Source organism: Pirellulales bacterium (genome assembly GCA_019694435.1).
Classification (GTDB): domain Bacteria; phylum Planctomycetota; class Planctomycetia; order Pirellulales; family JAEUIK01; genus JAIBBZ01.
Genome location: JAIBBZ010000049.1, coordinates 3,872 through 28,427, shown reverse-complemented (window position 1 = coordinate 28,427; position 24,556 = coordinate 3,872). Strand labels below are relative to the sequence as shown.

The following is a 24,556-nucleotide window of genomic DNA, read 5'->3' as shown; positions in this document are numbered from 1 at the left end:
CTGGGGGGCACGAACGCGCACGTGGTGGTCGAAGAGCCGCCGGCGGTCCGACCGACCGAACCGCCCCCGCGGACGGCCTGGCCGCTGCTGCTCTCGGCCCGCACCCCCACGGCGCTGACCGAATTGGCTGACCGGTATGCCGCCCATCTGCGGCAGCGCCCCGATATCGAATTGGCCGATTTGTGCTCTTCGACCAATACCGGCCGTACAGCGTTCAAGCACCGGCTGATCGCGATCGCGACCGATGGAGAAACTCTCGCGGACGAACTCGAACAGTTCGTGCGCGAGGGCAAATCGCCTGGGATCGAAACGGGTGTGATGGGAACAAGCGCGCCCCAGATCGGCTGGTTGTTCCCAGGTGAGGGCTCGCAGTATGCAGGAATCGCTCGATCGCTGTGGGAGACCTGCGCAGAGTTCCGCCGGAAATTCGAAGATTGCGAGCACGCGGCGCGGCGGGCGGGAATCGATGATTTGTGCCGACGCGCATTCGGAAGCAACGGCGAAGGTCCTGATTCAGCTCAACCAAGCACTCCAGCCGGGTTGTTGGCGATTGAGCTGGCGCTGGCGGCGTATTGCCAACACCTGGGCATCGAACCGCGCGTCGTCGGCGGATGGGGCGTGGGATCGCTAGCCGCCGGCTGTGTCGCCGGTGCGCTGCACATCGAAGACGCTTTTGCCTACCTGCAGGCGCTGGAGCGCGACGCCGTTGGCGTCGCTGCGGCCGTAGAGATTTTCGGGCCGCCGGAGATGCTGGCAGAGTTGTTGCCAGGCGGCGGCGCCGCGAGCGTGCTGTTGCGCACCCAGAATCGAAGCGTCGTATGCGGCTCGCCGGACGCGATCGAAGCACTCATCGAACGAGCGGCAAGACGAGATTGCCGCAGCAGGCTCTCGCCCAACTGTGCGGCTCTGGGGCAACACTCGGGCAGGTTGTGGCCGTTCATCGAGACTGCCCTGCAGACGCTGGAACAGGCGCACTCTGGCACGGTTCGCTGGGTTTTGCCGGATGGAACGGTGGCAGGGGAGCCGCGCATGCCGCAGTCTGCCAGCTCGCAGTCGGGCAGCAGCTTGCTCGTCGACCTGCCGGCTTTGATCGACGGAATGCTTCGCGAGGGGGCCAACTGCCTGATTGAAGTCGGCCCAAGTCAGGGATTTACATCCGTCCATCGGCTGGCGGCTGAGCTTCCCAATGTCGTGAGCTGCGCCTTGCTTCAAGAGGCAACCGCCGAATGGCCGTGCTTGGTCAAAGCACTCGGCCGCTTATACTTAAGCGGCGTGGGGGTCGATTGGGATGCGTTCGACGACCGGCCAGCGCGCCGACGCGTTGTTCTGCCCGCTTACCCCTTCCGCGGCGACCGATTCTGGCCCGATTTCTCCTCCGACGACTTCTACCCCGCGGTGATTCCGGCTCGTGGCCCGGTTACCACGGCGGCGGGACTTCCCGCGAAGGCGGCCTGGCTGCTGGGCAGGCCCGTGCGGGTGTCGATCGGCGCAGAATCCCATCACCGGGCCGGGGGCGTGGCGGCCTTCCCAAATCCATGGCCTGAGAACCTCGTGTCTGAAAGTAGCGTGCCGGGCAGACCTCTGCCGGGCAACGCAGCGGTGGCGTTGCACCCGCTGCTGGGCGACCTCGTCGACGAGGAATGGAGTCTGACGTTGGCCGAGGGAGAAAAATCCCCGAACTAAGCGGCCGAACCGCGCGATGGCACTCTACGAAAAACGCCTGACTCCCGAGCAACGCACGGCCAAGGTATGCCCTTGGAGCCGTGACGGCGGGCTGCCGTTATGGTTGCCGCTTGAGCTCATGGTAGCTGCGGCATCGCGCGAGCTAGGCGGCGAAGGGCCTTGGGGAATTGGCGAGCTACGCTGGTCGCAGCCAATCCCGGTAGCGCGCGATGCGACGATCCGGCTGCGGACCCGCTGCGAACCGCAAGACGGTCAGGCCGCATGCGCGGTCGCCTGGCTCGAAGAGCGAGCCGGTGACAAAGTTGCCTGGAACGTCGCGGTCCATGGAACCGTGGCGCGCTGCGCCGTGGCCGAAGAATGGCCGATCGATACCCGGCGGTTGGCAGAGCTTTGCCAAAACGCCGTGCCGATCAAGTCGGGCGATGCAGACGTCGGCGCAATCGCGGAACTGCGGATCGGAAGCGGCGAGGCGTGGTTTCGTCTGCAGCTCGATCGCGCAGAGGCGAATTCCTGGCTGCTCGATCCGACGGCAGTCGCAGCCGCAATTGTAGTGACGAGTCGTTTGCTGCCCCCGATCGATGGCGCACCGGGCACGTGCGGGCCGTGCGGATGTCGCGAGGTGCTGCTGATTCGACCGGGTGCCTCCGTGGCCACGGGGCACGTGCGTCTCCAGACGGCTCAAGGTCCGGAAGACTATGAAGCCGACGTTCTGTTGCTCGACGACCAAGGTCGCCGGGTTGCCCAAATTCGCGGTCTGCAGTGGCATCTGCCTGCCGTGCCAGCCACGGCTGCCCACGAGCCGGTCGCCGGGGAGATTCGCGACTGGTTCTTCGAGGCCGTCTGGGAGCCGGAAGATCTCTGTCCGCGAGCGGAATTGCCCCAGGGCACCTGGCTGCTGATCGAAGATCAAGCAGGCCTTGCCAGCTACCTGGCCGACGTGTTGCGCGAGCGCGGTTGCCGCGTGCTGACGATTCAAGCGGGTTCAGCTTCGACCATGCTGGCCAGCGGTCGCGCGGAAGTGCGGGCCTGCGATCGGCAAGACTGGCGGCGTCTGTTGCGCGAGGTGTTGCAGCGCGAAGGGCGGCCGGCCGGTATTGGACATTTGACGAATTGCTGCTGGCAACAACCGGCGCAGCCGCATCTCGATGCACGGCCAAGCTTGCTGCGGGACAACACCTACGGCGTCGTCGCGCTGCTGCAGGCCCTGGCCGACGAAGCTTTGGATGATCTCGAGTTCTGGGTCGTCACGACCGACGGTCAGGCCATTGGTGACAGCCCGCGTGTGGTGCCCGAGCACGCTCCGGTGCGCGGCGTCGTGCGAGTGGCGAATTGCGAGTTGCCGCGGCTGCGCGTGCGAACGATCGATTTCGCCTCGGCGGAAGCGACACCGCAGATCGCTGCCGAATGCCTGGCCCGGGAATTCGCGGGCACGAGCCCTGCTTTCGAAATTGCCTATCGCGCGGGACAACGCCTGGCTCCGCAATTGGCCTCGTTCGATCCGCTGGCGAACGATGCCGTCGAGCACGGCCACGTGACCCCCGTGCGCGAGCAGGGCGTCTACTTGATTACGGGCGGGCAAACGGGCGTGGGACTGGAACTGGCCGGTTGGCTCGCCTCGCAGGCGCGAGGTGTGCGGCTGATCCTGGCCAATCGCCACATGCCGTGCGCAGGCGCCGAAGGCGACCGTCGCCTCGCTGGAATCGAGCGGCTCGAGCGATGCGGCGCCGACGTCTGGGCCGTGGCATGCGACGTGGCAGACGAGCGGGCCTTGGTCGAGCTGTTTGCCGAGATCGATCGCCGCTACGCCGCGCTGCACGGCGTGATTCACGCGGCCGGGCTGCTCGACGATCGTCCCTTGCTGTCGCTCGATCTGGCCGCATGGCAGCGCGTGCTGGGCCCCAAGGTTCAGGGGAGCCAACTGCTCGACCGCCTGAGCGCACCGCGGCAACTCGACTTTTTCGTGGTCTGCTCGAGCCTGTCGGCGATGACGACGGGCGCCGGCCAGGCCAGCCACGTGGCGGCGAACTTGTACGAAGATCTGCTCGCGCATCGGCGGCGCAGCGAAGGCCTGCCGGCAACCTCGATCAACTGGGGCTATTGGGGCGAAACGGGGGTCGTCGCCAGCACGTCGTTTCGCCAATCGCTGGCCGGCAAGGGGATTCGACCGATGGCGAGCGCGGCGGCGACGCGGGCCTTTGGCCTGGCGCTGCAGCAGCCGAAAACGCAGTTTGCCATCGCTGACATCGATCAGGGCCAGGTCTTCGTCAGTGACCGGGCCAGCGTGCGCCGCTGGTTTGCGCTGCTGAATTCGCTGCGAGGCGAGGCCGCTGTGGGTTTGCCGGAGCTGCGCACGGATTTATTGCCGTTGGCCGCGATCCGCCCCGTGCTGGACACGCTGTGCAACGCGTACGTCGCTCGGGCACTGGCCGAATTGGACGTGTTTGTTCCGGGTGACGAGGCATGTTCATTCGAACAAATCGTCGAGCGCGGCCGCGTGTTGCCGCTCTACCGGCGTTTGCTCGCGCGGCTACTCGCGCACCTGGTGGCCGACGATTGGTTGGCCGGCGACGAGCATGGTGGCTACCGTGTCCAGCGCGAACTCTCCGGGGCTGAGCCTGGCCGATTGCTCGTCGAGGCACGCGAACGCTTTCCCACGCTGCGCGCTATGTTCGACCTGCTGGCGCGCTGCGGCGAGCGGCTGGCCGCGGTGTTGCGCGGCGAGCACGATCCGCTGCCGCTGCTGTTTCCGCAAGGCTCGTTGGGCCCGACGGGCGAGGTGTATACCGAATCGCCGACGTCGCGCTACTTGAACCGGCTGGTGGCCGCGTCCGCGATGCACTTGGCCAAGGCCCCACGGCCTCACGCGTTGCGTGTGCTGGAAATCGGCGCAGGCACCGGTGGCACGACGCAAACCGTCTTGCCGGCCTTGGCCGACGCTGGTGCCGAATACTGGTTTACGGACGTCTCCCGGGCCTTCTTGCTCCGGGCCCAAGATCGCTGGGGCCAGGTGCAGGGCGTACGTTACGAGGTGTTCGACGTCGAGCGCGACCCGGCCGCACAAGGGTTCGCGCCGCACACGTTCGATCTGGTCGTCGCGGCCAACGTGTTGCATGCGACGCGATATCTCGACGAGTCGCTCGCGCACGCGCGTCTCCTGTTGGCGCCCGGCGGATTGCTGCTGGTGGTGGAAACGACGGCAGATCAGCCGTTCGCCGACTTGACGTTCGGGCTGACCGAGGGCTGGTGGCGGGCCGCCGACGCGTGGCGCACGAGTTCGCCCTTGTGTGGGCCCGAGGCGTGGGTCGAGGCGCTGCGACGCGCCGACTTTGTGCGCGCCGAGGCGCTGCCCTCGCGCTTCGTCGGGCTGAGCGGCGAGTCGCTGGGGCATCATTTGCTGATCGCGCAGGCGACTTCGGCCAGCTTGGTCCAGAGCCCTCAACCGCGGAACACTGAGAACGAGCGTGCCGCCGCGAACACGGTGAAAACGCCGCCCTACGGCCAGGTGGCCGTGTCGGCGGGTGCCGCGCCCATCGCGCAGGGCGACGTGCAGCAGCGCTGGTTCGAGGCGGTGCGCGGCGAGTTGGCGGCCGTCTTGCGAATGCCAGCGCAGCGCATCGAGGCCGACGCTACGTTCCAGGAGTTGGGCGTCGATTCACTCCTGGCTTTGGAAGCGGTGCGACAGTTTCAAGCCGGGCTCGGCATCGAGCGATTAGCCGCACCAGAGTTGTTCCAATATCCGACCGTCGGTCAGTTTGCCGCCTACCTGGCCAAACAGTTTCCCGCGGCGGTCAACGCGCGGCTGATGCGCACGGAACGGACGGACCCGGTGCCTGCGCCTCGTGTCGTGGGCCCGCAGACCGCATCCCAGCTGCGTAGCGACGTTTCGCCGCCCGCGTCGGCCGCCTGCGCGGACGCCGCTCTGCAGACACGTCGCGCCGAGCAACTCGAGCGTGCGGCTTCCGGATCTCGCAATCCTGTTGGCGCAGTCGCCGTGATCGGCATGGCGGTGCAGCTGCCGGGCGCAACGGACCTGGATCAATACTGGGACCTCTTGCGCAACGGGCGCGATGCCGTGGGCCCCTTGCCAGTTGCACGCGCTCGGCGCGAACCGCAGCGCGTCTCCACGGCCAACACCCAGGCCGGGTGGCTCGCGCGGATCGACGGTTTCGACGCGCTGTTCTTCAAAATCTCGCCCGCCGAGGCGCGGCAACTCGAACCTCGCCAGGCCCTGTTTCTCGAAACGGCCTACCGCGCGATCGAGCACGCCGGCTATGCCGGAACGCGTCTGGCGGGCAGCAAGACGGGGGTGTTCGTCGGCGCGGGGGCGCAGGTGACCGTCGCCGGCGAGCTGACCGCGGTGGACCAGCATTGGGCCACGGGTTTCGCGCCCTCGGTCCTGGCCAGTCGCGTGGCGTACCTGCTCGATTTGCACGGACCCTGCCTGACCGTCGATACGGCGTGCAGCTCGTCGTTGGTGGCGCTGCATCTGGCGGTGCAAAGTCTGCGACGCGGCGAATGTCAGCAGGCGCTGGTCGGCGGCGTGCATCTCAACCAACGGCCGCTCAATTTTGCCGCGTTCGAACAAATGGGGGCGCTCGCGCCCGACCGGCGCTCGAAGTCGTTCGACCATCGGGCCGACGGTTTCGTCCCCGGCGAGGGCGTGGTGGCCGTGCTCTTGAAGCCGCTGGCCGGGGCGCTGGCCGACGGCGATACGGTCTACGCAGTCATTCGCGGGACGGCAGTCAACAACGATGGGCATTCCAACGGACTGACCGCGCCCAACCCGGCCGCGCAGCGCGACGTGTTGTTGGATGCCTGGCGCGACGCCGACATCGACCCGCGGGAACTCGACTACATCGAGGCGCACGGCACCGGCACGGCGCTCGGTGATCCGATCGAGGTTCGCGGACTGGTCGAGGCCTTCGCCCGGCACACGCGACGGCGACAGTTTTGCCGCATCGGCTCGGTCAAGAGCAACCTGGGACACGGCGAGCCCGCCTCGGGGCTTTCGGCGCTCGTCAAAGTCGTGTTGTCGCTCGATCACGCGTGGCTGCCGCCGACCTTGCATTTCGAATCGCCCAATCGGCAGATCGCCTTCGAGCAGACGCCGTTGATCGTCGCCGACCGAGGCCGGCCCTGGACGCGGCGCGAAACACGTCGACTGGCGGGCGTCAGCTCATTCGGCATCAGCGGCACGAATGTGCACGTCGTGGTCGAAGAAGCCCCCGCGACGGTGCGCCCGGCCGAAGAGGCAAAGCGCCCCCGGCATCTGCTGACGCTGGCGGCGCGCACACCCCAGGCCCTGCGGGCATTGGCGGGCAATTTCGCCGAGCGCCTCCGCGGTGTCGACGCGCAGGAACTGGCCGACGTCTGCTACACCGCCAACACCGGACGCCCGCGATTGAACCAGCGCCTGGCGGTGCACGCGGCCGATTCCGAATCGCTGTGTCGGGCGTTGCGGCAATTCGCCGAGCAAGGAGTGATTGAACCAGCGGCCGGCGCCTGCTCGCCACTTCCAGTCGATTCGTCGGCGCGCCCCCGGGTGGCGATGTTGTTCTCGGGCCAGGGGACGTTGGTGCCTGGATGCGCCGCGGAACTGTACGCGACACAGCCGGTGTTTCGCGCCGCGCTGGAGCGATGTGCCGCGATCCTCGAGGGTGAGCTCGACATTGCGATTGTCGAACTCTTGGTCCACGGCAAACATGCCGATCGAGCCCGGCAAACGGCCGTCGCGCAGCCGGCGCTGGTGGCGTTGGAATATTCGCTGGCCGAGATGTGGCGCACCTGGGGCGTCGCGCCGGCGGCCCTGTTGGGTCACAGCCTGGGCGAGTATACGGCGGCCGCGGTGGCCGGGATGGCGCCGCTCGATGCGCTGTTGCGGCTGGTCGCCCGGCGCGGACGCTTGATGCAGGCTTTGGCGCGCGGTGGCGCGATGGCGGCCGTGTTTGCGCCGGCCGAGGTCGTTCGCCGGCACCTGGCGCAACAAGGCGCCGACGTCGCGATCGCTGCCATCAATACCCCGCGCAATACGGTGATCTCCGGTGCGAGCGATCGCGTCGGAGAGATTGTCGCCTCGCTGAAAGCCGCGGGCATCGACTCGTACCCCTTGGCAGTCGAGCAGGCGTTTCATTCGCCGCTGCTCGAGCCGATGTTGCCCGCGTTGGCGGCAGAGGCAGCCGCGATCGCCTGGCAGGTGCCGCAGATTCCCACCGTTTCGAATCGCAGCGGGCAATGGTTCGAGGTCGCCGCACCGCTCACCGGCGACGATTGGAGCCGTCACGCGCGGCAACCGGTCTTGTTCGCGGCGGGCATCTCGACGCTGGCGGCGGCGGGTTGCGATGCGTTTCTCGAATTGGGGCCCGGCAATACGCTGCTGCGCCTCGCGCAGGAAACCTTGGCGGGCGCAAGCGATGCGCCTGCATCGGCCGCGCGACTTTATTTGCCCAGTGTGCCGGCGCACGGCGATCCCTGGACGACCATCGGCGACGCCTTGGCTCAGCTCGAAGTGCGTGACTTCGTGATCGACTGGGAAAGCTTCGATCGGCCGTATGTCCGGCGGCGAGTGGCCGTACCGGGGCATCCGTTTGCACGGGAAATCTCGCCGGCGCCGGATCACGTCGTTGAGCCGGTCGAAGTACCGGCGCAACCTGCTAGTCACGCAATTGCCGCGCCGCCCGACGTCGACACAGTCACCGAGGGGTGGCTCTGCGAGCTTGTCTGGCAGCCGGAGAATCTGCAACCGGGCGCTGAGCCCGCGCGCGATTGGATCGTCCTGGCGGTTGACGAGGCCGACGCACCGTTTGCCAACGCACTCGCCGCAAAGCTGCCGGGCGCGGCGCGGTGCGCGGCGTTTGCCCAGGGCGCGGCCGGCTCACTGCACGAGCGCGAAGATCGCAAAGTGGGCATTGTCCTGGCCGCGTTGCAAGCGGATGCCACGTTCGAAGCGGCCTGCGCCCGCGCCATCGAGTTGGGCGAGATGCTGTCCCCCTGGATCAAGCGGCTCGAAGCCTTGTCCGACGTACGCATGGCCGTAGTGACTCGCGGCGCGACTCGTGAGTTGGGCCGTGCTGCGCTGCCGGCCGCATTGCACGCGCTGGTGCGTTGCGTGCGACATGAATTGCCCCGCGTCGATGTGCGGCTGATCGACGTCGAGGCCGACGCACTGGACGAGCCGCAACTTGCGCACATCGCGCGCGAGCTGACCGCGCGACACGCGGGCGTCGACGTGCGCTACGACCGGTCGGGCACGCGACGTGTGGCCACTCGCCGGCCCCTCGCGCCCGAGCAACGCACGCGACAGGTCGAGATCCGGCCCGGCGGCGTCTACCTGATCACCGGCGGGCAGCGCGGATTGGGCCTGGAGATCGCGCACTGGCTGGCCGAGCAGGCCCCGGGCGTGCGCTTGGTGCTGGCCAACCGCACGCGCGGCGAAGTTGACCCCGCCGATGCGGCAGCGCGGACATCGATCGAACAATTGCGGCGGCGAGGCGCCGAGGTGTGGACCGCGGCGGTCGATGTGAGCGACCCGGCAGCGCTTGCAGCCCTGCTGAGCGACGTACGCCAACGCTGTGGCCCGCTGCGCGGCGTGGTGCATGCCGCGGGCGTGCTGCGCGATCAGCTCCTGGTGGATTTTGCTCGCGCCGAAACGGGCGAAGTCTTCGCAGCAAAGGTGGGCGGTGCGCGGGCGCTGGCTCAGGCCACGGTCGACGACCCGTTGGACTTCTGCGTGTTGTTCTCCTCGGTCGCGGCGTTGCGCGGCCAGGTGGGCCAGGCCGCGTATGCCATGGCCAACACGCTGCTCGACGTCTTGGCCAAGCAACGGCGCGCCAAGGGCCAGCCCTGGTTGAGCATCAACTGGGGGCCCTGGGTCGAAACGGGTATGGCCGCCAAGACGTTCCGGGCCGAAGACCTGCGCGCCGTGGGCATCGAGCCGATCACGCCCGAGTTGGGCCGAAAGCTGTTCGCGGCGGCGCTCGAGTTCGATCGGCCGCAGGTGATCGCACATCGCGAGATCACGCGCGACGCGCCCGCCATGGCCGGCAAGGTTCCCGTCGTCCAGCAGCCGGCCGACACGGAGTTTCTGAGATCGCCGCTGCGGGCCTGGTTGCGGCAGATCATGGCCGAGACGATCGGCGCATCGCTCGACGACGTCGGCGCGGGCACGAACTTCCAGGAGTTGGGACTCGACTCGATGCTGGCGATCCGCGCCACGCGCCGGATCGAACGCGAACTGGCCATCCGCCTCGATGCGACGGCGCTGTTTGCGGCGCCAAACATCGAAGCCTTGGCCGCGTCGTTGCTGGCCGAACATCCGGGGGCCTTGAGCGCCAAGTTCGCCCCCGATGCGTCAGGCGTTGACGAAGGCCGGGTCGCGCTTGGACCGGCCGTCTTCGCCGAGCCCGTCGCGGCACCCGCGGTACATGCGCACGAGCTTGCCGTGATCGGGATGTCGTGTCGGTTTCCCGGCGCGGACTCTCTCGAGCAGTTCTGGGCCAACCTGAAGCATGCGGTCGATTCGGTCGGCGAGGTGCCGCCGGAACGTTGGGATTGGCGCCGCGCCGAACACCAGGCCGCCACGCCGGGCGCGGCCCACTGCGCGCGGTTTGGCGGCTTTCTGCGCGACGTCGACCGGTTCGATCCCGAGTTCTTCGGCCTGTCGCTACGCGAAGCGCGGCGCATGGACCCGCAACAGCGGCTGTTGCTCGAGGTCGTTTGGGAAGCCGTGGAGCAGGCCGGCTATCGACCGCGCGATCTGGGGCGCTGCGGCGTCTACATCGGCGCCTCAACCCTCGAATACCTCAGCCTGTTGGCCGCGCGCGGTGCTCATCGCGACCCGCACGTCGGTGCCGGCAACTCGCTCACGATGCTGGCGAACCGGATTTCCTACCTGATGGATTGGCACGGGCCGAGCCTGGCGGTCGACACGGCGTGCAGCAGCTCGCTGGCCGCGCTGCACCTGGCCTGCCAGGGGCTGATCAGCGGTGAGGCCGAAACGGCCGTCGTCGGCGGTGTGCACCTGATGTTCAATCCTGACGGTACCCTGATCTGTGGCCAGGCGGGCATGCTCGCGGCCGACGGGCGCTGCAAGCCGTTCGACGCCGCGGCCGACGGCTACGTCCGCAGCGAGGGCGTGGCGGCGGTGCTGCTCAAACCGCTCGCCGCGGCGCTGCGCGACGGCGATCCGGTTTGGGCCGTCATCAAGGCCACGGCCCTCAACCACGACGGTCACGACAAGGTGGGGCTCACCGCGCCCAACCCCCAAGCGCAGGCCGAGGTGCTGGCCGCGGCATACCGCCGCGCCGGTATCGAGCCGAATTCGTTGGGCTATCTCGAGGCTCACGGCACCGGGACCGCCATGGGCGATCCGCTCGAGCTGCGGGCCCTCAAGCAAGTGTTTGCGGCGCCCGGCCATCGGCGCGGATCGTGCGCGCTGGGCAGCGTCAAATCGAACCTGGGCCATCTCGAACCGGCGGCAGGCCTGGCCGGATTGATCAAGGCGGCCCTGATCGTACACGACGGCCAGGTGCCGGCGACCCTGCACGTCCATGAGCCCAACCGCGCGATCGATTTCGCGGCCTCGCCCTTCTATCTGAGCGATCGGCTGCGCGTGTGGACGGGCCCGTTGCCGCGGCGGGCGGGTGTCAGCTCGTTTGGGTTCGGCGGCACCAACGTGCATGCCGTGCTGGAACAGCCGCCACAGCCGGTCGCCAGCGCGGACGCAGCCACGAGCGCACTCGGGCAGGCGGCCGCGAGCGATCTTGTGCTGCTGTTGTCGGCCAGGAGCCCGGCCGGCCTGCAAATGCTCGCGGAACGTTATGCCGACTGGTTGACGGCGCAAACGCATCGCGAAGACCGCCGCTGGCTGGTCGACGTCTGCTTTACCGCGGCCGTGGGACGCGAAGCCCGCGCCAAGCGAGTGGCGTTAGCGTTTCGCGATGCGGACGATTTGCTCGCGCAGTTGCGCAGCATCGCCGCGGGGGGCGAGCCGCGCACACTCGACGGTTTGGCACAGTGTTCCGCGGTCGAGGCCTGGCTCGCCGGCGGCGGCTTCGATGCGGTCGCCTGGTTCGGTCAGCGCCGGCGCGTGCGGCTGCCCTGCTCGCCGTTCGAGCGCCAGCGCTGCTGGTTCGAGGCCATTGCGCCGGCTCCCCTGGCGGCGGTTGCGTCCCACGAACCGTCCTCATCGCTCGACGCGTGGCTGCGGCAGCCGGAGTGGCGCGAATCGCCCCGGCCCGCTGCGGAATACGAGCCCCCTCGTACCTGGTTGGTCTTCGCCGACCGTCAAGGCATTGGGGCCGCCGTGGCAGAACGCTTGCGCGCCGGCGGGCATCGCGTCGTCACGGTCCTGGCCGGGCCGCGGTGTGCCGTACGCGCGGACGACCGCTTCGAGATTCACCCCGAGCGCGCCGCAGATTACGAACGCTTGTTCGCGGCGCTCCATGGCTCGCCGCAAGGCGCTTGGTCGATCGCCCATTTCTGGACCTGCGACGAACCGCCATTGGAAGATCGCCCCGGCACTGACACCGACGGCGCCGCGCTGGGCGAACTGGACGCATGCTTGCAGGACGGGGCGCTCTGCCTGCTGTTGTTGCTGCAGGCCTGGGGAAGCAGTGGCCGCCCGATCCACGGCGACCTGCGCGTCGTCACTCGATCGACGCAAGCCGTGCTTGCAGGCGAGCGCGTCGAGTGCCCGGCGGCCGCGGCCGTCTGGGGCATGTTGCAAGTGGTCGGCCGGGAATATCACGAGCTGCGCGTGCAAGCGGTCGATCTCGCCGCGCCGCAGGCTGCCCTCCAGGAACTGACCGACGAGTTGCTCCGGCCGGTCAACCAACGGGAACTCGCGCTGCGCGAGGGCCGTCGCTACACGCTGGATTATGCCCCGGTGGGTGTACCGGCCGTCTCGATTTCCACCGACCTCGCGCCGCAGACGGTGCTGATCACCGGCGGGGCCAGCGGCATTGCCCGCGCGTTGGCCGCGCATTTCGCTCGCCGCGGGGCGCACGTGGTGCTGTGCGGCCGTCGCGCCGGCGACGATCCCGCACTTCGCGCGCGGGTCGAGGCGCTGGGCCCTGCCGTCGAGTACCGCTCGTGCGACGTCACCGATCCCCGGGCCGTGCGGCAATTGGTCGGCGAGGTGCGCGCCGCGCGTGGCCGCATCGAGCTCGTCGTGCATGCGGCGGCAGTCGTGAAGAATGCGTTGCTGCGTCACAAGCCGGCGAACGAGTTTCAGGCGGTGCTGCGTGCCAAGCTCCACGGGGCCCTGATTCTCGATCGCGCCACGGCCGACGATCCGCCCGATGCACTGGTGTTGTGCTCCTCGATTGCCGGCCTGCAGGGCAACGTGTTCCAAGGCGACTACTCGGCGGCCTCGCGGGCACTCGATGCGTTTGCTCATTGGCGCACGGCCCAGGGCCGCCGGACTGTCTCGATCGATTGGGGGCTCTGGTCCGAAGTCGGCAGGGCCGCCGAAGCGGCGACCAGTCGCAGCGACTTGATCGCAGCCGACGAAGCGTCGGCCGCGGGTCTGTCATCGATGCCCACTGCGGTGGGGCTGGCCGCGCTCGACAAATTGCTGGCCAGCGAAGGCTCGCAGTGGATCGTCGCCGATCTCGATGAGGCTCCCCCGGATTTGCCGGCCTCGACCGAGCCCGCGGCCGAGGCGGTCGCCTTCGATGTGCCTGCGGCGAACCGGACGTCGGCCGCCGAATTCGAAGACGTGCTCGCCGCCTGGCTGGCCGAGGCCCTGGAGATTCCTCAGGAGCGCGTCGCGCCCGAGCAGCCGTTCTTCGAATTGGGCGTCGATTCGATTGTCGCCTCCGAGATGGTCCGGCGCATCAACGCCGCCACGGGAGCAAGTTTCCCGCGGACCTTGCTGTTCGATTTGCCGCACCTGCGCAAGTTGGCCGAGATGCTTGCCGGACGACACAGCTTGGCGGCCGCGTCACAGGTGCCGGCGATCGCCAAGGTCCCATGCGCGGACGCGGCCGGCCAGTCGCCCGTCGAGCTGGTCTCGCCCGCGGAGCAGGCTGCGCTGACGCAGGAAGACGTGCCCGACCAGGCCATGGCTGTGATCGGCATGGCTGGACGCTTCCGCGGGGCGACGTCGTTGGAGGCCTTCTGGGAACGCTTGCAGGCCGGCGAAGATTTCGTGGGCGAGCTGCCGGCCGCGCGTCGTCAGCAGGTTGCGACGCAAGCTCCGCCGTGCGCATCGTTCCTCGACGATCTCGACAAGTTCGATCATCCGTTCTTCCGCATCTCACCGCGCGAAGCGGCGCAGATGGACCCTCAACAGCGGCTGCTGTTGGAGACCACCTGGGAAGCCCTCGAACAGGCTGGCTATGCAGGCGCGGCGCTGGCCGGTTCGTCGCTCGGCGTGTTCGTGGCCGCCATGGCGAATGGTACGGCCGCCGCAGAACCGTCGGATGCCTACTTCGGCACCGGCCATGCGCCCACGATGGTGGCCAATCGGCTGAGCTACTTCCTCGACGTGCACGGTCCTTGCCTGACGGTCGACACGGCTTGCAGTTCGAGCCTGGTCGCCTTGCATCTGGCCGTCCAGAGCCTCCGCCGGGGCGAGTGCGAAACCGCGCTGGTGGCTGGCGTGCAAGCCGGGCTCACGCCGGGGCATTTCGCCGCGCTCGATCACCTGAAGGCCCTCTCGGCGCGCGGACGTTGCCAGACGTTTGATCGTGGCGCCGACGGATACGTCCCTGGCGAGGGCGTGGGCGTAGTCCTGCTCAAACCGTTGGCGCGCGCGCTGGCGGACGGCGACGAAGTTCACGGCGTGATTCGTGGGGTGGCCGTCAATCACGGCGGCCAGGCGGCGGGCCTGACGGTGCCCAGCGCACGTGCCCAGGCTGCGGTGATCCGCGCCGCCTGGCGCGATGCCCACGTCTCGGCCGAGTCGATCGGCTACGTCGAAGCGCACGGCACTGGGACGGCCTTGGGCGATCCAATCGAAGTCGAGGGCCTGACCCAGGCCTTCGCCGAGGAGACTCCCAAGAAGCAGTTCTGCGCGTTGGGTACGGTCAAGAGCAACCTCGGCCATCTCGAGGCCGCGGCCGGGATCGCCGGGCTGATCAAAGTGCTGCTGGCACTCAAAGCCGAACAACTGCCGCCCTCGTTACACGTACGCGAGGCCAATCCCCAGATTCGCTTCGAGGCGAGCCCCTGCTACGTCAACGACCGCTTGCAGCCCTGGCCGCGGTCGAGTCGTCCGCGCCGCGCCGGCGTGAGCGCGTTCGGCTTTGGGGGCACGAACGCCCACGTCGTCGTCGAAGAATCGCCGCGCCGCGCGACGGCCGACGTGCGCGAGCGCCAGGCGGCCCATCTTCTGGCCCTGTCGGCCGAGAACCCGCAGGCCTTGGCGCGCCTCGCCGATCGCTTCCGCGACCATTTCGATCGTCACCCGCAAACTTCGCCCGGCGCCGCGTGCTTCACCGCCGACGTCGGCCGTGCGCACCTGCCGCATCGCGTGGCAGTGGTGGGCCGCAGCCTGGGCGAGTTGCGCGCGGGGCTCGACGAATTCCGCGTCGCTCGACTGCCGCCGACCAACCCGGCCCCGCCCCGCTTCGTCGCGGGCCACGTGCCGCCGCGACGCCGGCTCAAAATGGCCTGGCTGTTCACAGGACAAGGCTCCCAGTATCCCCGCATGGGCCGCCAGTTGTACGACGAGCAGCCGGCGTTTCGCGCGGCACTCGACGAGTGCGGCGCGGTGCTCCGTGGCGAGCTCGATCGGCCCTTGACCGAAGTGCTGTTTGCCGGCGACCTGGGCCAGTCGGTCGATGCCACGGTCGTTACGCAGCCGGCCTTGTTCGCCCTCGAATTTGCGTTGGCCCAGATGTGGCGCGCTTGGGGAATCGAGCCGGATGTCGTGTTGGGCCACAGCTTGGGTGAATACGTTGCCGCGTGCGTCGCGGGGGTCTTCGATCTGCCCTCGGCGCTGCGGCTGGTGGCGCGTCGCGCGCGGTGGATGCAGGCCTTGCCCGCAAACGGCGCGATGGCGGCGCTGCGCGCCGGACGCGAGGCGATCGAGCCGCAATTGACTCGCTGGTCGGGACGGCTCTCGCTGGCCGCCGACAACGGACCGCGAAACATCGTCGTTTCCGGCGAAGTGGCGGCGCTGGCCGAACTGCTCGACGAATGCCGCCGGCAAGGGATTGCCGCCCAGCGGCTGCGCGTGTCGCATGCGTTTCACTCGGCCGCGGTCGAACCGATGCTCGCAGCGCTCGAGGCCGAGGCGGCGACGATCACGCATCGCCCGCCGACGATCCCCCTGGTTTCGAATCTGCACGGCAGGCTATTCGCTCCTGGCGCCGGACCCGACGCGAGATACTGGCGCGATCATGCACGGCAGTGCGTCGAATTTCGTCGCGGCGTTCAGGCCCTGGCCGAGCGCGGCGTCGACGCGTACCTGGAAATCGGGCCGGCATCGACGCTCTTGAACCTCGCGCGAGCGATCGTGCCCGATGCAACCTGCTCGTGGTTGCCGACCTTGGGGACGTCGGGCGACGAGTTGGGCTCGGCCCTGGATGCGGCGGCAAAGCTCTACGCGGCCGGGGCACGGTTGCAATGGTCGGCGGTCGAAGCACACGCTCCGCGCCGCCGGATTCCGTTGCCGACGTATCCGTTCGAGCCGATCGATTGCTCGCCGTCGCCCAGGCCGGTACCGGTCGAGCCTGCTGCGCAGCGCCCGGCCGTCGGTCCCTGGTTCTTTGCCCGCGGGTGGGAAGCAGCACCGTTGGCTGGCACCCCGCGTTCGCTCGCCGGAACCTGGCTGCTCGTCGGACCCCTCGACGATCGTTCGACGGCCATCGCCGCGGCCCTGAAGCAGCGCGGCGCCGCGCCGGTACACGTTGTTGAGACCACACGGTACGTGCCGCTCGAAGGTTCACGCGCCGGCGTGCGTGGCGGCGTGGCGGCCGACTACGTCGAGTTGGTCTCCGAAATCACGCAGCGCAGCGACGATCTGCGCGGGGCAATCGATCTGCGCAGTCTTGACGGGGGCGACGCGCCGGACGACGTCGCGGCGCAGTTGGTGCGGCTGACTTACCTGCTTCAGGCCCTCGCCGCGACCGGCAAGCCGCTGTCGTTGGGCGTGCTCGTATCTGGAGTGCAGGCGGAGAGCGACGAAGGCGATGTTTCGCCCCTCGCCAGCGCCGTGGCGACGCTCGCGCGCGTCGTGCCCGAGGAGCATCCCGAGCTGTCGGTTCACGCGCTGGACCTGGAAGCGGAGCTTCCGGGAGAGACGCTGGCTGCAAGCGTGATCTCCGAGCTGGAAGCGGGGCGCGACGTGCTCGTCAGCTACCGTCATGGCAGCCGTGCCGTACCTGTCGTGCGACCGGTCGACTTGGGGTCGCTGGCGCGCCGCGAACCGTCCCGCGCGGATCGGCCGGTCCGTGGCGGCGTGTACCTGGTCACCGGCGGCCTCGGCAATGTCGGCCACGAACTGGCGCGGTGGCTCGTGGAACAGGAGGTCGGTGTCGTCGTCCTCGCCGCACGCCGCCGACCGGCCGACTTCGACGAACACACCCGCACGCAAATCGCCGACTTGCGCCGCCAGGGCGGGCCCCGCACCGAGATCGTCACGGTCTCGCTCGACGTGGCCGATGCGGCGGCCGTCGAGCGTCAAATCGACGAATTGCTAACGCGCTATGGCCGGCTGGATGGTGTGATCCACGCCGCCGGGGTGTTGCGCGACGGCGCGTTGTGGCGCAAGGATGAAGCCTCGATTCTCGAGGTCCTGTTGCCCAAGGTGCATGGCGCATGGGCACTCGACCAGGCTACGCGCGCGTTGCCGCTCTCGATGTTCCTGGTTTGCTCGTCGATGTCGGCGTTGCTCGGCGGTGCAGGACACGCGACCTATGCCGCGGCGAACGCCTATCTCGACGCGTTATGCCAGCGACGCCGCAAACGCGGCCAATCTGCGCTGGCGATCGACTGGGGTGTCTGGGCCGGGACAACCGCAGGCGAACTGCCCAATTACCAGCAGGCCATGCGGGCCAGCGGCGTGCGACCATTGAGCCCGGCTCAAGCCATTGCCGCGCTCGAGGCCGTGTTGCCGCACGACTGCGCCCAACTGGGAATCATCGACCTCGATGCCAACGGGCGCGGTCCACTCGACTTCGACGCCGTGATCCAAGCGGCGCAGCAGAGCTGGCAGGCCGGCGAGGCCGAATTGCAGCAGACGGCCTCGCAACTCGCCGGGCTCGACGCGCTGCTCGATCGGATCGCCTCCGGCTACGTGGCCCGGCTGCTCGTCGATTCGGGACAGGTCGCGGGCGACGCGCCCATTGCCACCGCCGCGCTCGCCGTGCGGTTTGGCGTGGGTGCGAACTACGACCGCCTGTGGCACGCATGGCTGCAGATGCTCGTCGACGATGGGGCGCTGATTCGCCCGAACGAGGCGATGTGTCGCGCAACGCCGCTGCTCGCCAGGCTCGCCGCCGGCGTCGAGAAGGACGTCAGCGCCGCGCTCCAGCGCTACCCGACGATGCGCCCGCAGCTCGAATTGCTGGCCCGTTGTGGGCGCCGGCTGGGCGATGTGTTGGATGGCAGCGTTTCGGCGGTCGAACTGCTGTTTCCCGAGGGCAGCGCGGCCGACGCCGAGTCACTCTACGAACAGACCCCCTGGCTGCAGCAGATCTCGCAGGCCGCGGCTGCGGCTGCAGTGACTTGCATCGAGCGACACACGGGCCAAGAACCACCGCGGATTCTCGAGATCGGCGGTGGCACGGCCGCGACGACGCGCTGGGTGCTGTCCGCACTCGCCGGCCGCCGGGTGGACTACGACTTTACCGACGTCTCGCCGGCGTTCGTCCATCGGGCGCCGCGGCGCTGTGCGGAATGGACCGGACCGCGGTCGTCCATACAGTTCCAGGCCAGCGTGCTCGACATCGAGCGTTCGCCGCGCGAGCAAGGCTTCGACGACGCACGCTACGACCTGGTGCTGGCGGCGAACGTGTTGCACGCCACCAGCGATCTGGCCGCGACGCTGAGCCGCGCTGCGCGGCTGCTGCGGCCGGGCGGATGGCTGGTGCTCATCGAGGCCACGCGTACCGTGCGCTACGCCTACCTCACCTTCGCGCTCACCGACGGTTGGTGGCGGTTCACCGATACGGCACTGCGAAACTCGAGCCCGCTGCTCTCGATCTCGGCCTGGCAGCGATTGTTGCAAGAGCTTGGCTTCGCCGTGCAAGCGATTCCCGCGGAAACCCTCGGGCCGCGCGGGGATCAAACGCTGTTGCTCGCACAGGCCAGTCAGACGCCGGCCGAGTTCGCACCGATGGAGCCGTCGGTGCGGCAGACGCTCCTAAAGCCCGAATCGACGTCCGATGGCTTACCGCCGCCGGAACAAGCGATTGAGCCGGCAATCGTCGATCCCGATCTCGAGAGCCGCGTGCGCAGGGTCGTGCGCAGCGCGCTGGCCGAGGTGCTGCATTGCCGGCCCGAGACCCTCGATGTCGAGCGGCCGCTCGAGGCCCTGGGCGTCGATTCGCTGATGGCCCTCGAATTGATCAAGCTGCTGCGTACGCGATTGCCCGCGATACAGCTTTCGCCCCCGTCACTGTTCGCCCACCCGACGGTCGTCGAATTGAGCGCCTGGCTCATGAATCAATTCGGCACTGCGCTCGCTAGCGAGCCGCCGGCACGCGAGGCCGATCTGCCGGACTCGACTCCGCCCCGGTCGCAGCCTGCCGAAGCGCCGCGGGCGACGACCGACATCTCGGCCGGCGCCGTGGCGATCGTGGGCTATGCCTGTCGCTTTCCGGGAGCCGCGAGTGCCGCCGAGCTGTGGGAGAATCTTCTTGCCGGCCGCGATTGCGTGACGGCAGTGCCCGAGTCGCGCCTGCGGCTGCTGGGTGTCGACCGGGCCACGCTCAGCGAGCGCGACGCGGCGCGCCAAGGTGGCTTTCTCGAAGGCATCGAACAATTCGACCCGGTCTTCTTCCATCTCACCGCGGCCGAGGCGGCGCAAATCGATCCGCGCCAGCGGTTGTTTCTCGAGACGGCATACGCCGCGGTCGAGCATGCCGGTTACGGCGGGCAGAAACTCGCCGGCAGCCGCACGGGCATCTATGTCGGCGCGAGCCAGCAGGACTATGCCCTGCTGGCCCCGGGCGGCGAGGCCGAACGCTTTGCCACCACCGGCGGCAGCAACGCGATTCTTGCCAGCCGGCTGGCCTATTTCCTCGATCTGCACGGACCGTGCGTGCCGGTCGACACTGCGTGTTCGTCGTCGCTGTTGGCCGTGCACCTGGCCGTGCGCAGCCTGCGCGACGGGCAATGCGATGCGGCGCTGGCCGGCGGGGTGCATTTGAACCTGACGTTGGCCAATTTTGCCGCATTCGAACGCCTGGGGGCGCTGGCTCCCGGCGGGCGCTGCCGCGCCTTCGCCGCGGCAGCCGACGGCTTTGTCCCGAGCGAAGGCGCAGGTGCCGTACTGTTGAAGCGCTGGCAGGATGCCCTGCGCGACGGCGACACGGTGCACGCCGTGATCCTCGGAAGCGCCGCCAACAACGATGGGCGCACCAACGGTCTGACGGCGCCGAACCCGGACGCCCAGCGCGATTGCCTGCTGGCGGCCTGGCGCGATGCGGCGATCGAGCCGCAATCGCTGAGCTACATCGAGGCCCACGGCACCGGCACCGCGTTGGGCGACCCAATCGAGCTGGCCGCACTCGAAGCGGCGTTTCGCGCGCATACAAGCGCGCGCCAGTTCTGTGCGCTGGGTTCCGTCAAGAGCAACCTGGGCCATGCCGAAACGGCCTCGGGCATGGCGAGCCTGGTCAAGGTCGTCGAGTCGCTGCGTCACGACCGCATCCCCGCCTCGCTGCATCTCGATGCTCCGAATCGGCACTGCACGCTCGAAGCCTCGCCGGTCGTGCTTTGCGATCGCCCGCGCGCCTGGCCGCGCGGTTCGCGTCCGCGCCGCGCGGGCATCAGCGCGTTTGGATTCAGTGGCACGAACGTGCACCTGGTCGTTGCCGAGCCGCCGGCGGCCGAGCTGCCTGGTGCGGCCGCCACGGCACTGCCCGCCGCTGGCGCCGAGGTCTTTACGCTCGCGGCGCGCACCGAAGCGGCGGTGCAGCAATTGGTCGAGCAGTACCTGGCCGATGCGGCGCTGCCGCGGTTTGCACTCGCCGACGTCTGCCTGACGGCCAACACCGGGCGCGGCGCCTGGCGCCACCGACTGGCCGTGGTCGCGCACGACACGCTCGATCTTTGCCGGCAGCTCGCCGCTTGGCGCGCGGGCCAGGCTTCCCGTGTGTTCGCGGCCGATGCGTTGGCCGAGGATGCGGTGACCCGCCGGATGGTTGAATTGCAGCAGGCGCTCGCTGCGCTGCCGGCAGCCGTGGCCTGTCGCATCGTCGCGTGTTGTCGTGGTGCCGCGTTTCAAGACCTGGTGCTGCCGCACCTGGCGCGCTGGCGCGGTGAACCTGCGGGCGCCGATCTCGCACCTCACCGCACGGCGGTGATGCAGGTGCTGGCCCTGCTGTACGCGATGGGCGCCGAGGTCGCGTGGGACGAAATCTACCGCGCTTGGCCGGCGAGCCGGCGCCGGGTGCCGCTGCCGACGTATCCGTATCAACGCACGTCTTGCTGGCTGCGCCCGTTGCAGGCCGAGCCTGCGGTGCCGGCCGCGAAAGCTCCCGTCGATGCGTTGTTCTACGAGCTGTCTTGGGAGCGCGCCGCAGACCGGCCGGAGCAGGCCCCATCGCTCGCCGGCAACTGGCTGGTTTTCGCGACGCCGTCGCCGCTGGCCAAGGCGGTCGCAACGCAACTTGCAGCACGCGGCGCACGAGCGATTCAAGTGATCGCAGGCCGGCGATTCCGCGAGTTGTCGCCGCAGCGATTCGAAATCGATCCCACTTCAGCGGACGACTATCGGCGGCTGCTCGCCGCGGTCGCCGCGCAAGGTGCCGTGGCCGGCATGGTGTATCTGTGGTCGGCCGACGAAGACCGGCAAGCGGCGAGCACACTCGCCGAATTGCAAGCCGCGAGCGAATGGGCTTGGGAGCCGCTGCTGCATCTGGCCCAGGCGTGGACGTCGCCGCCGGTCGACGCCCGCTGGCTGCTTGTCACTGCGCAAGCGCAAGCCGTGACCGCGAGCGACACGCTGGTGCCCGAGGCTGCCCTGACCAGTTCGCTTGCGCAGTCGCTGGCCAGCGAATTCCGCGGTCTTGCCGTGCACCAGGTCGACGTTGCCCACGACGAGTCGTGCGAACCGCTCGCCCGGCGATTGCTGAGCGAGCTGGCCGCGACGCCTGAAGATGTCGAAATCGCCTATCGCGCCGGACAGCGGTACGTGCGTCGCTTGCGTCCGATCGCCGCGCCGGGCGTGGATCAGCAGCCGGTTGCAGACGCCAAATCGCCGCTCGGAACGCAGACCGTTCTGATTTCCGGTGGCGCCGGTGGCATCGGCCGTCAGCTCGCCGCGCAATTCGCCCATCGGCATGCACGTGTCGTGCTCTGCGGCCGTACGCCGCCGCAGGAGATCGCCGGGCTTCCTGAAGGCGTCGAGTATCTCTGCTGCGACGTATCCGACGCCGATCAGGTGCAGACGCTGGCCGAGCACATCCGGTCGCACTATGGCAAGCTCGACATTATCTTCCACGCCGCAGGACTGCTCGATCGCGAACGTCTGGCCCTGCGTACCAAGACGCCCGAAACTGTCGCGGCCGTCTGGCAGCCGAAACTGGCGGGAAGCTGGTTGTTGGCGGCCTTGGCAAAGGACTTCATCAGCGAGCTGGTGTGTTTCTCTTCGATCAGTGCGCTGTCCGGAACTTTGGCCGCGGGGCAGGCCGACTATGCTGCGGCCTGTCGTTATCAGGTTGCCCTGGCCGAACATCTCCGGCGGCGCGGTCAGCGTGCCTGCGCGCTGGTTCTACCGCAATGGCAGTCGACCGGCATGGTCGCCGGCCAGACGCTGAGCGAGGTCCAGCGCGCACTGGGACTGCAATCGCTCGCGCCCGGTGCAGCGCTCGCGGCGCTGGAACGCAGCGCGAGCATGGACCGCAGCCATGTCATCTGGCTGCCGCACGATCGCCCGGACTTCGATCCGCAGCGTGTATTACACAGCACCACGGGCCAATTCCCGGCTCGGGCCGCAGCCACCACTCTGGCCAGCGAGACGGCATCACCGCGCCAAGCCACGTCGCCCGACACCGCGCTTTCCGCTCGGCAATTGCTCGACCCGCTGCGTCGCCAGGTTGCCAAGCTGTTGCAGTTGTCACCCGATGACATTGATCCCCGCGCGAATTTCATGGAGCTGGGCTTCGACTCGATTCTCGCCGTGCAATTCGCCCGCCAACTGACCGGCGCACTACGGCTCGAGATCGACGCCACGACGGTGTTCAAGTATCCGAGCCTCCAAGAGCTTGCGGTTTACCTGCGGCCACGGGTCGACGTCGCGGCGCTGACGGCCGACGAACCACCGCGCGCGGTTCCCGCGGCGCCGCCGCAGGCGGACGAAGCCAAGCTCCCCAACGGGACGATCGTTGCCGGCAGCGTCCTGCCGCTTGCGCAGTCGGCGCCGTCGCCGGCCGCGCGCGAGATCGCGATCGTCGGCCTGGCCTGTCGTTTCCCGGGTGCCCGCGATGTCGACGAGCTCTGGCACTTGTTCCGCGACCGGATCGATGCCGTGGCACCTCCCTCGCCCACGCGCCGCGCCGTGTGGCACACATCTCCCGAGATGGTATTCCCCCAGGCAGGCTTCCTCGACGACGTGGCCGGCTTCGACGCGCGGTTCTTCAATCTTTCGGCGCGCGAGGCGCGGCTGATGGACCCGCAGCAGCGGCTGCTGCTCGAGGTCGCCTGGGAAGCGTTCGAAAGCGCGGGCTATCGGCCTGCCGATTTCGCCGACAGCCGCGTGGGCGTCTACGTGGGCGTCGGCACCAGCGACTACGTCAAGCTGTTGACCCGCGCCGACGACGCGCGCGATCCGCATGCCCGCACGGGCAGCACGTTGTCGATGACGGCCAATCGCATTTCTTATTTGCTCGATCTGCAAGGTCCCAGCCTGGCCGTCGACACGGCTTGCAGCTCGTCGCTCGTGGCCTTGCATCTGGCGTGTCAGGCTTTAGGTGCCGGCGAAGCGCAAGTGGCGCTGGTCGGCGGGGTGCATTTGCTGCTTGACCCAGCCGGCTATGCCATCCTCAGCCGCGAAGGCGTGTTGGCCGCCGATGGGCGCTCCAAGACGTTCGACGATCGGGCCGACGGTTTTGCCCGGGGCGAGGGCGCCGCCGCCGTGCTGCTGAAACCGCTGGCCGACGCCCAACGCGACGGCGACCACATCTGGGCCGTGATTCGCGGCACGGCAGTCAACAACGATGGGCATTCCAAGGCGGGCCTCGCCGCGCCCAACCCCAAGGCCCAGGCCGCCGTGATCACCGATGCCTATCGCGCCGCCAGGCTCGATCCTGCGTCGGTCGGGTTGCTCGAAGCGCATGGCACCGGCACGGTGCTCGGCGATCCGATCGAGATCGACGCCCTCTGCACCGCTTTCGCACAGGCCACGCCGCATCGAGGCTTTTGCGCGATCGGGTCGGCCAAAACCAACCTGGGCCATCTCGAAGCCGCCGCCGGGCTCGCCGGCCTGCTTCGGGCCACGCTGGCGTTGTACCACGGCGAGTTGCCCCCGGCCCTGCACTTCGAAACGCCTAACCGGCAGATCCGCTTCGAACGGACCCCCTTCTACTTGAACCAGCAGTTGCGTCCCTGGCCCCAGGGAACAACCCCGCGCCGGGCCGGTGTAAGCTCGTTTGGATTGGGCGGTACGAACGCCCATGTCGTGCTTGAAGAGCCTCCGCGCGACGAACCGCCGTCGTCCGCCAACGGGCATTCGTCTTCCGGCGCGGATCGAGGAGGGTGA

General features: G+C 68.6%; 2 protein-coding genes. Both read left to right on the top strand.

Features of this window, described 5'->3' with window-relative positions; all coding sequences use genetic code 11:
• A partial coding sequence (locus K1X74_21815; protein ID MBX7168988.1) for an acyltransferase domain-containing protein occupies positions 1–1,683 on the top strand: 1,683 nt, incomplete at its 5' end.
• Positions 1,684–1,699: 16 nt separating this feature from the next.
• The gene (locus K1X74_21810) at positions 1,700–24,556 is read left to right on the top strand and encodes an SDR family NAD(P)-dependent oxidoreductase (GenBank protein MBX7168987.1); all 22,857 of its coding nucleotides are present in this window, start codon (positions 1,700–1,702) and stop codon (positions 24,554–24,556) included.

Excerpts from the sequence above, each read along its gene's own strand:
- K1X74_21810 (MBX7168987.1), top strand. The coding sequence starts at position 1,700 with ATGGCACTCTACGAAAAACGCCTGACTCCCGAGCAACGCACGGCCAAG.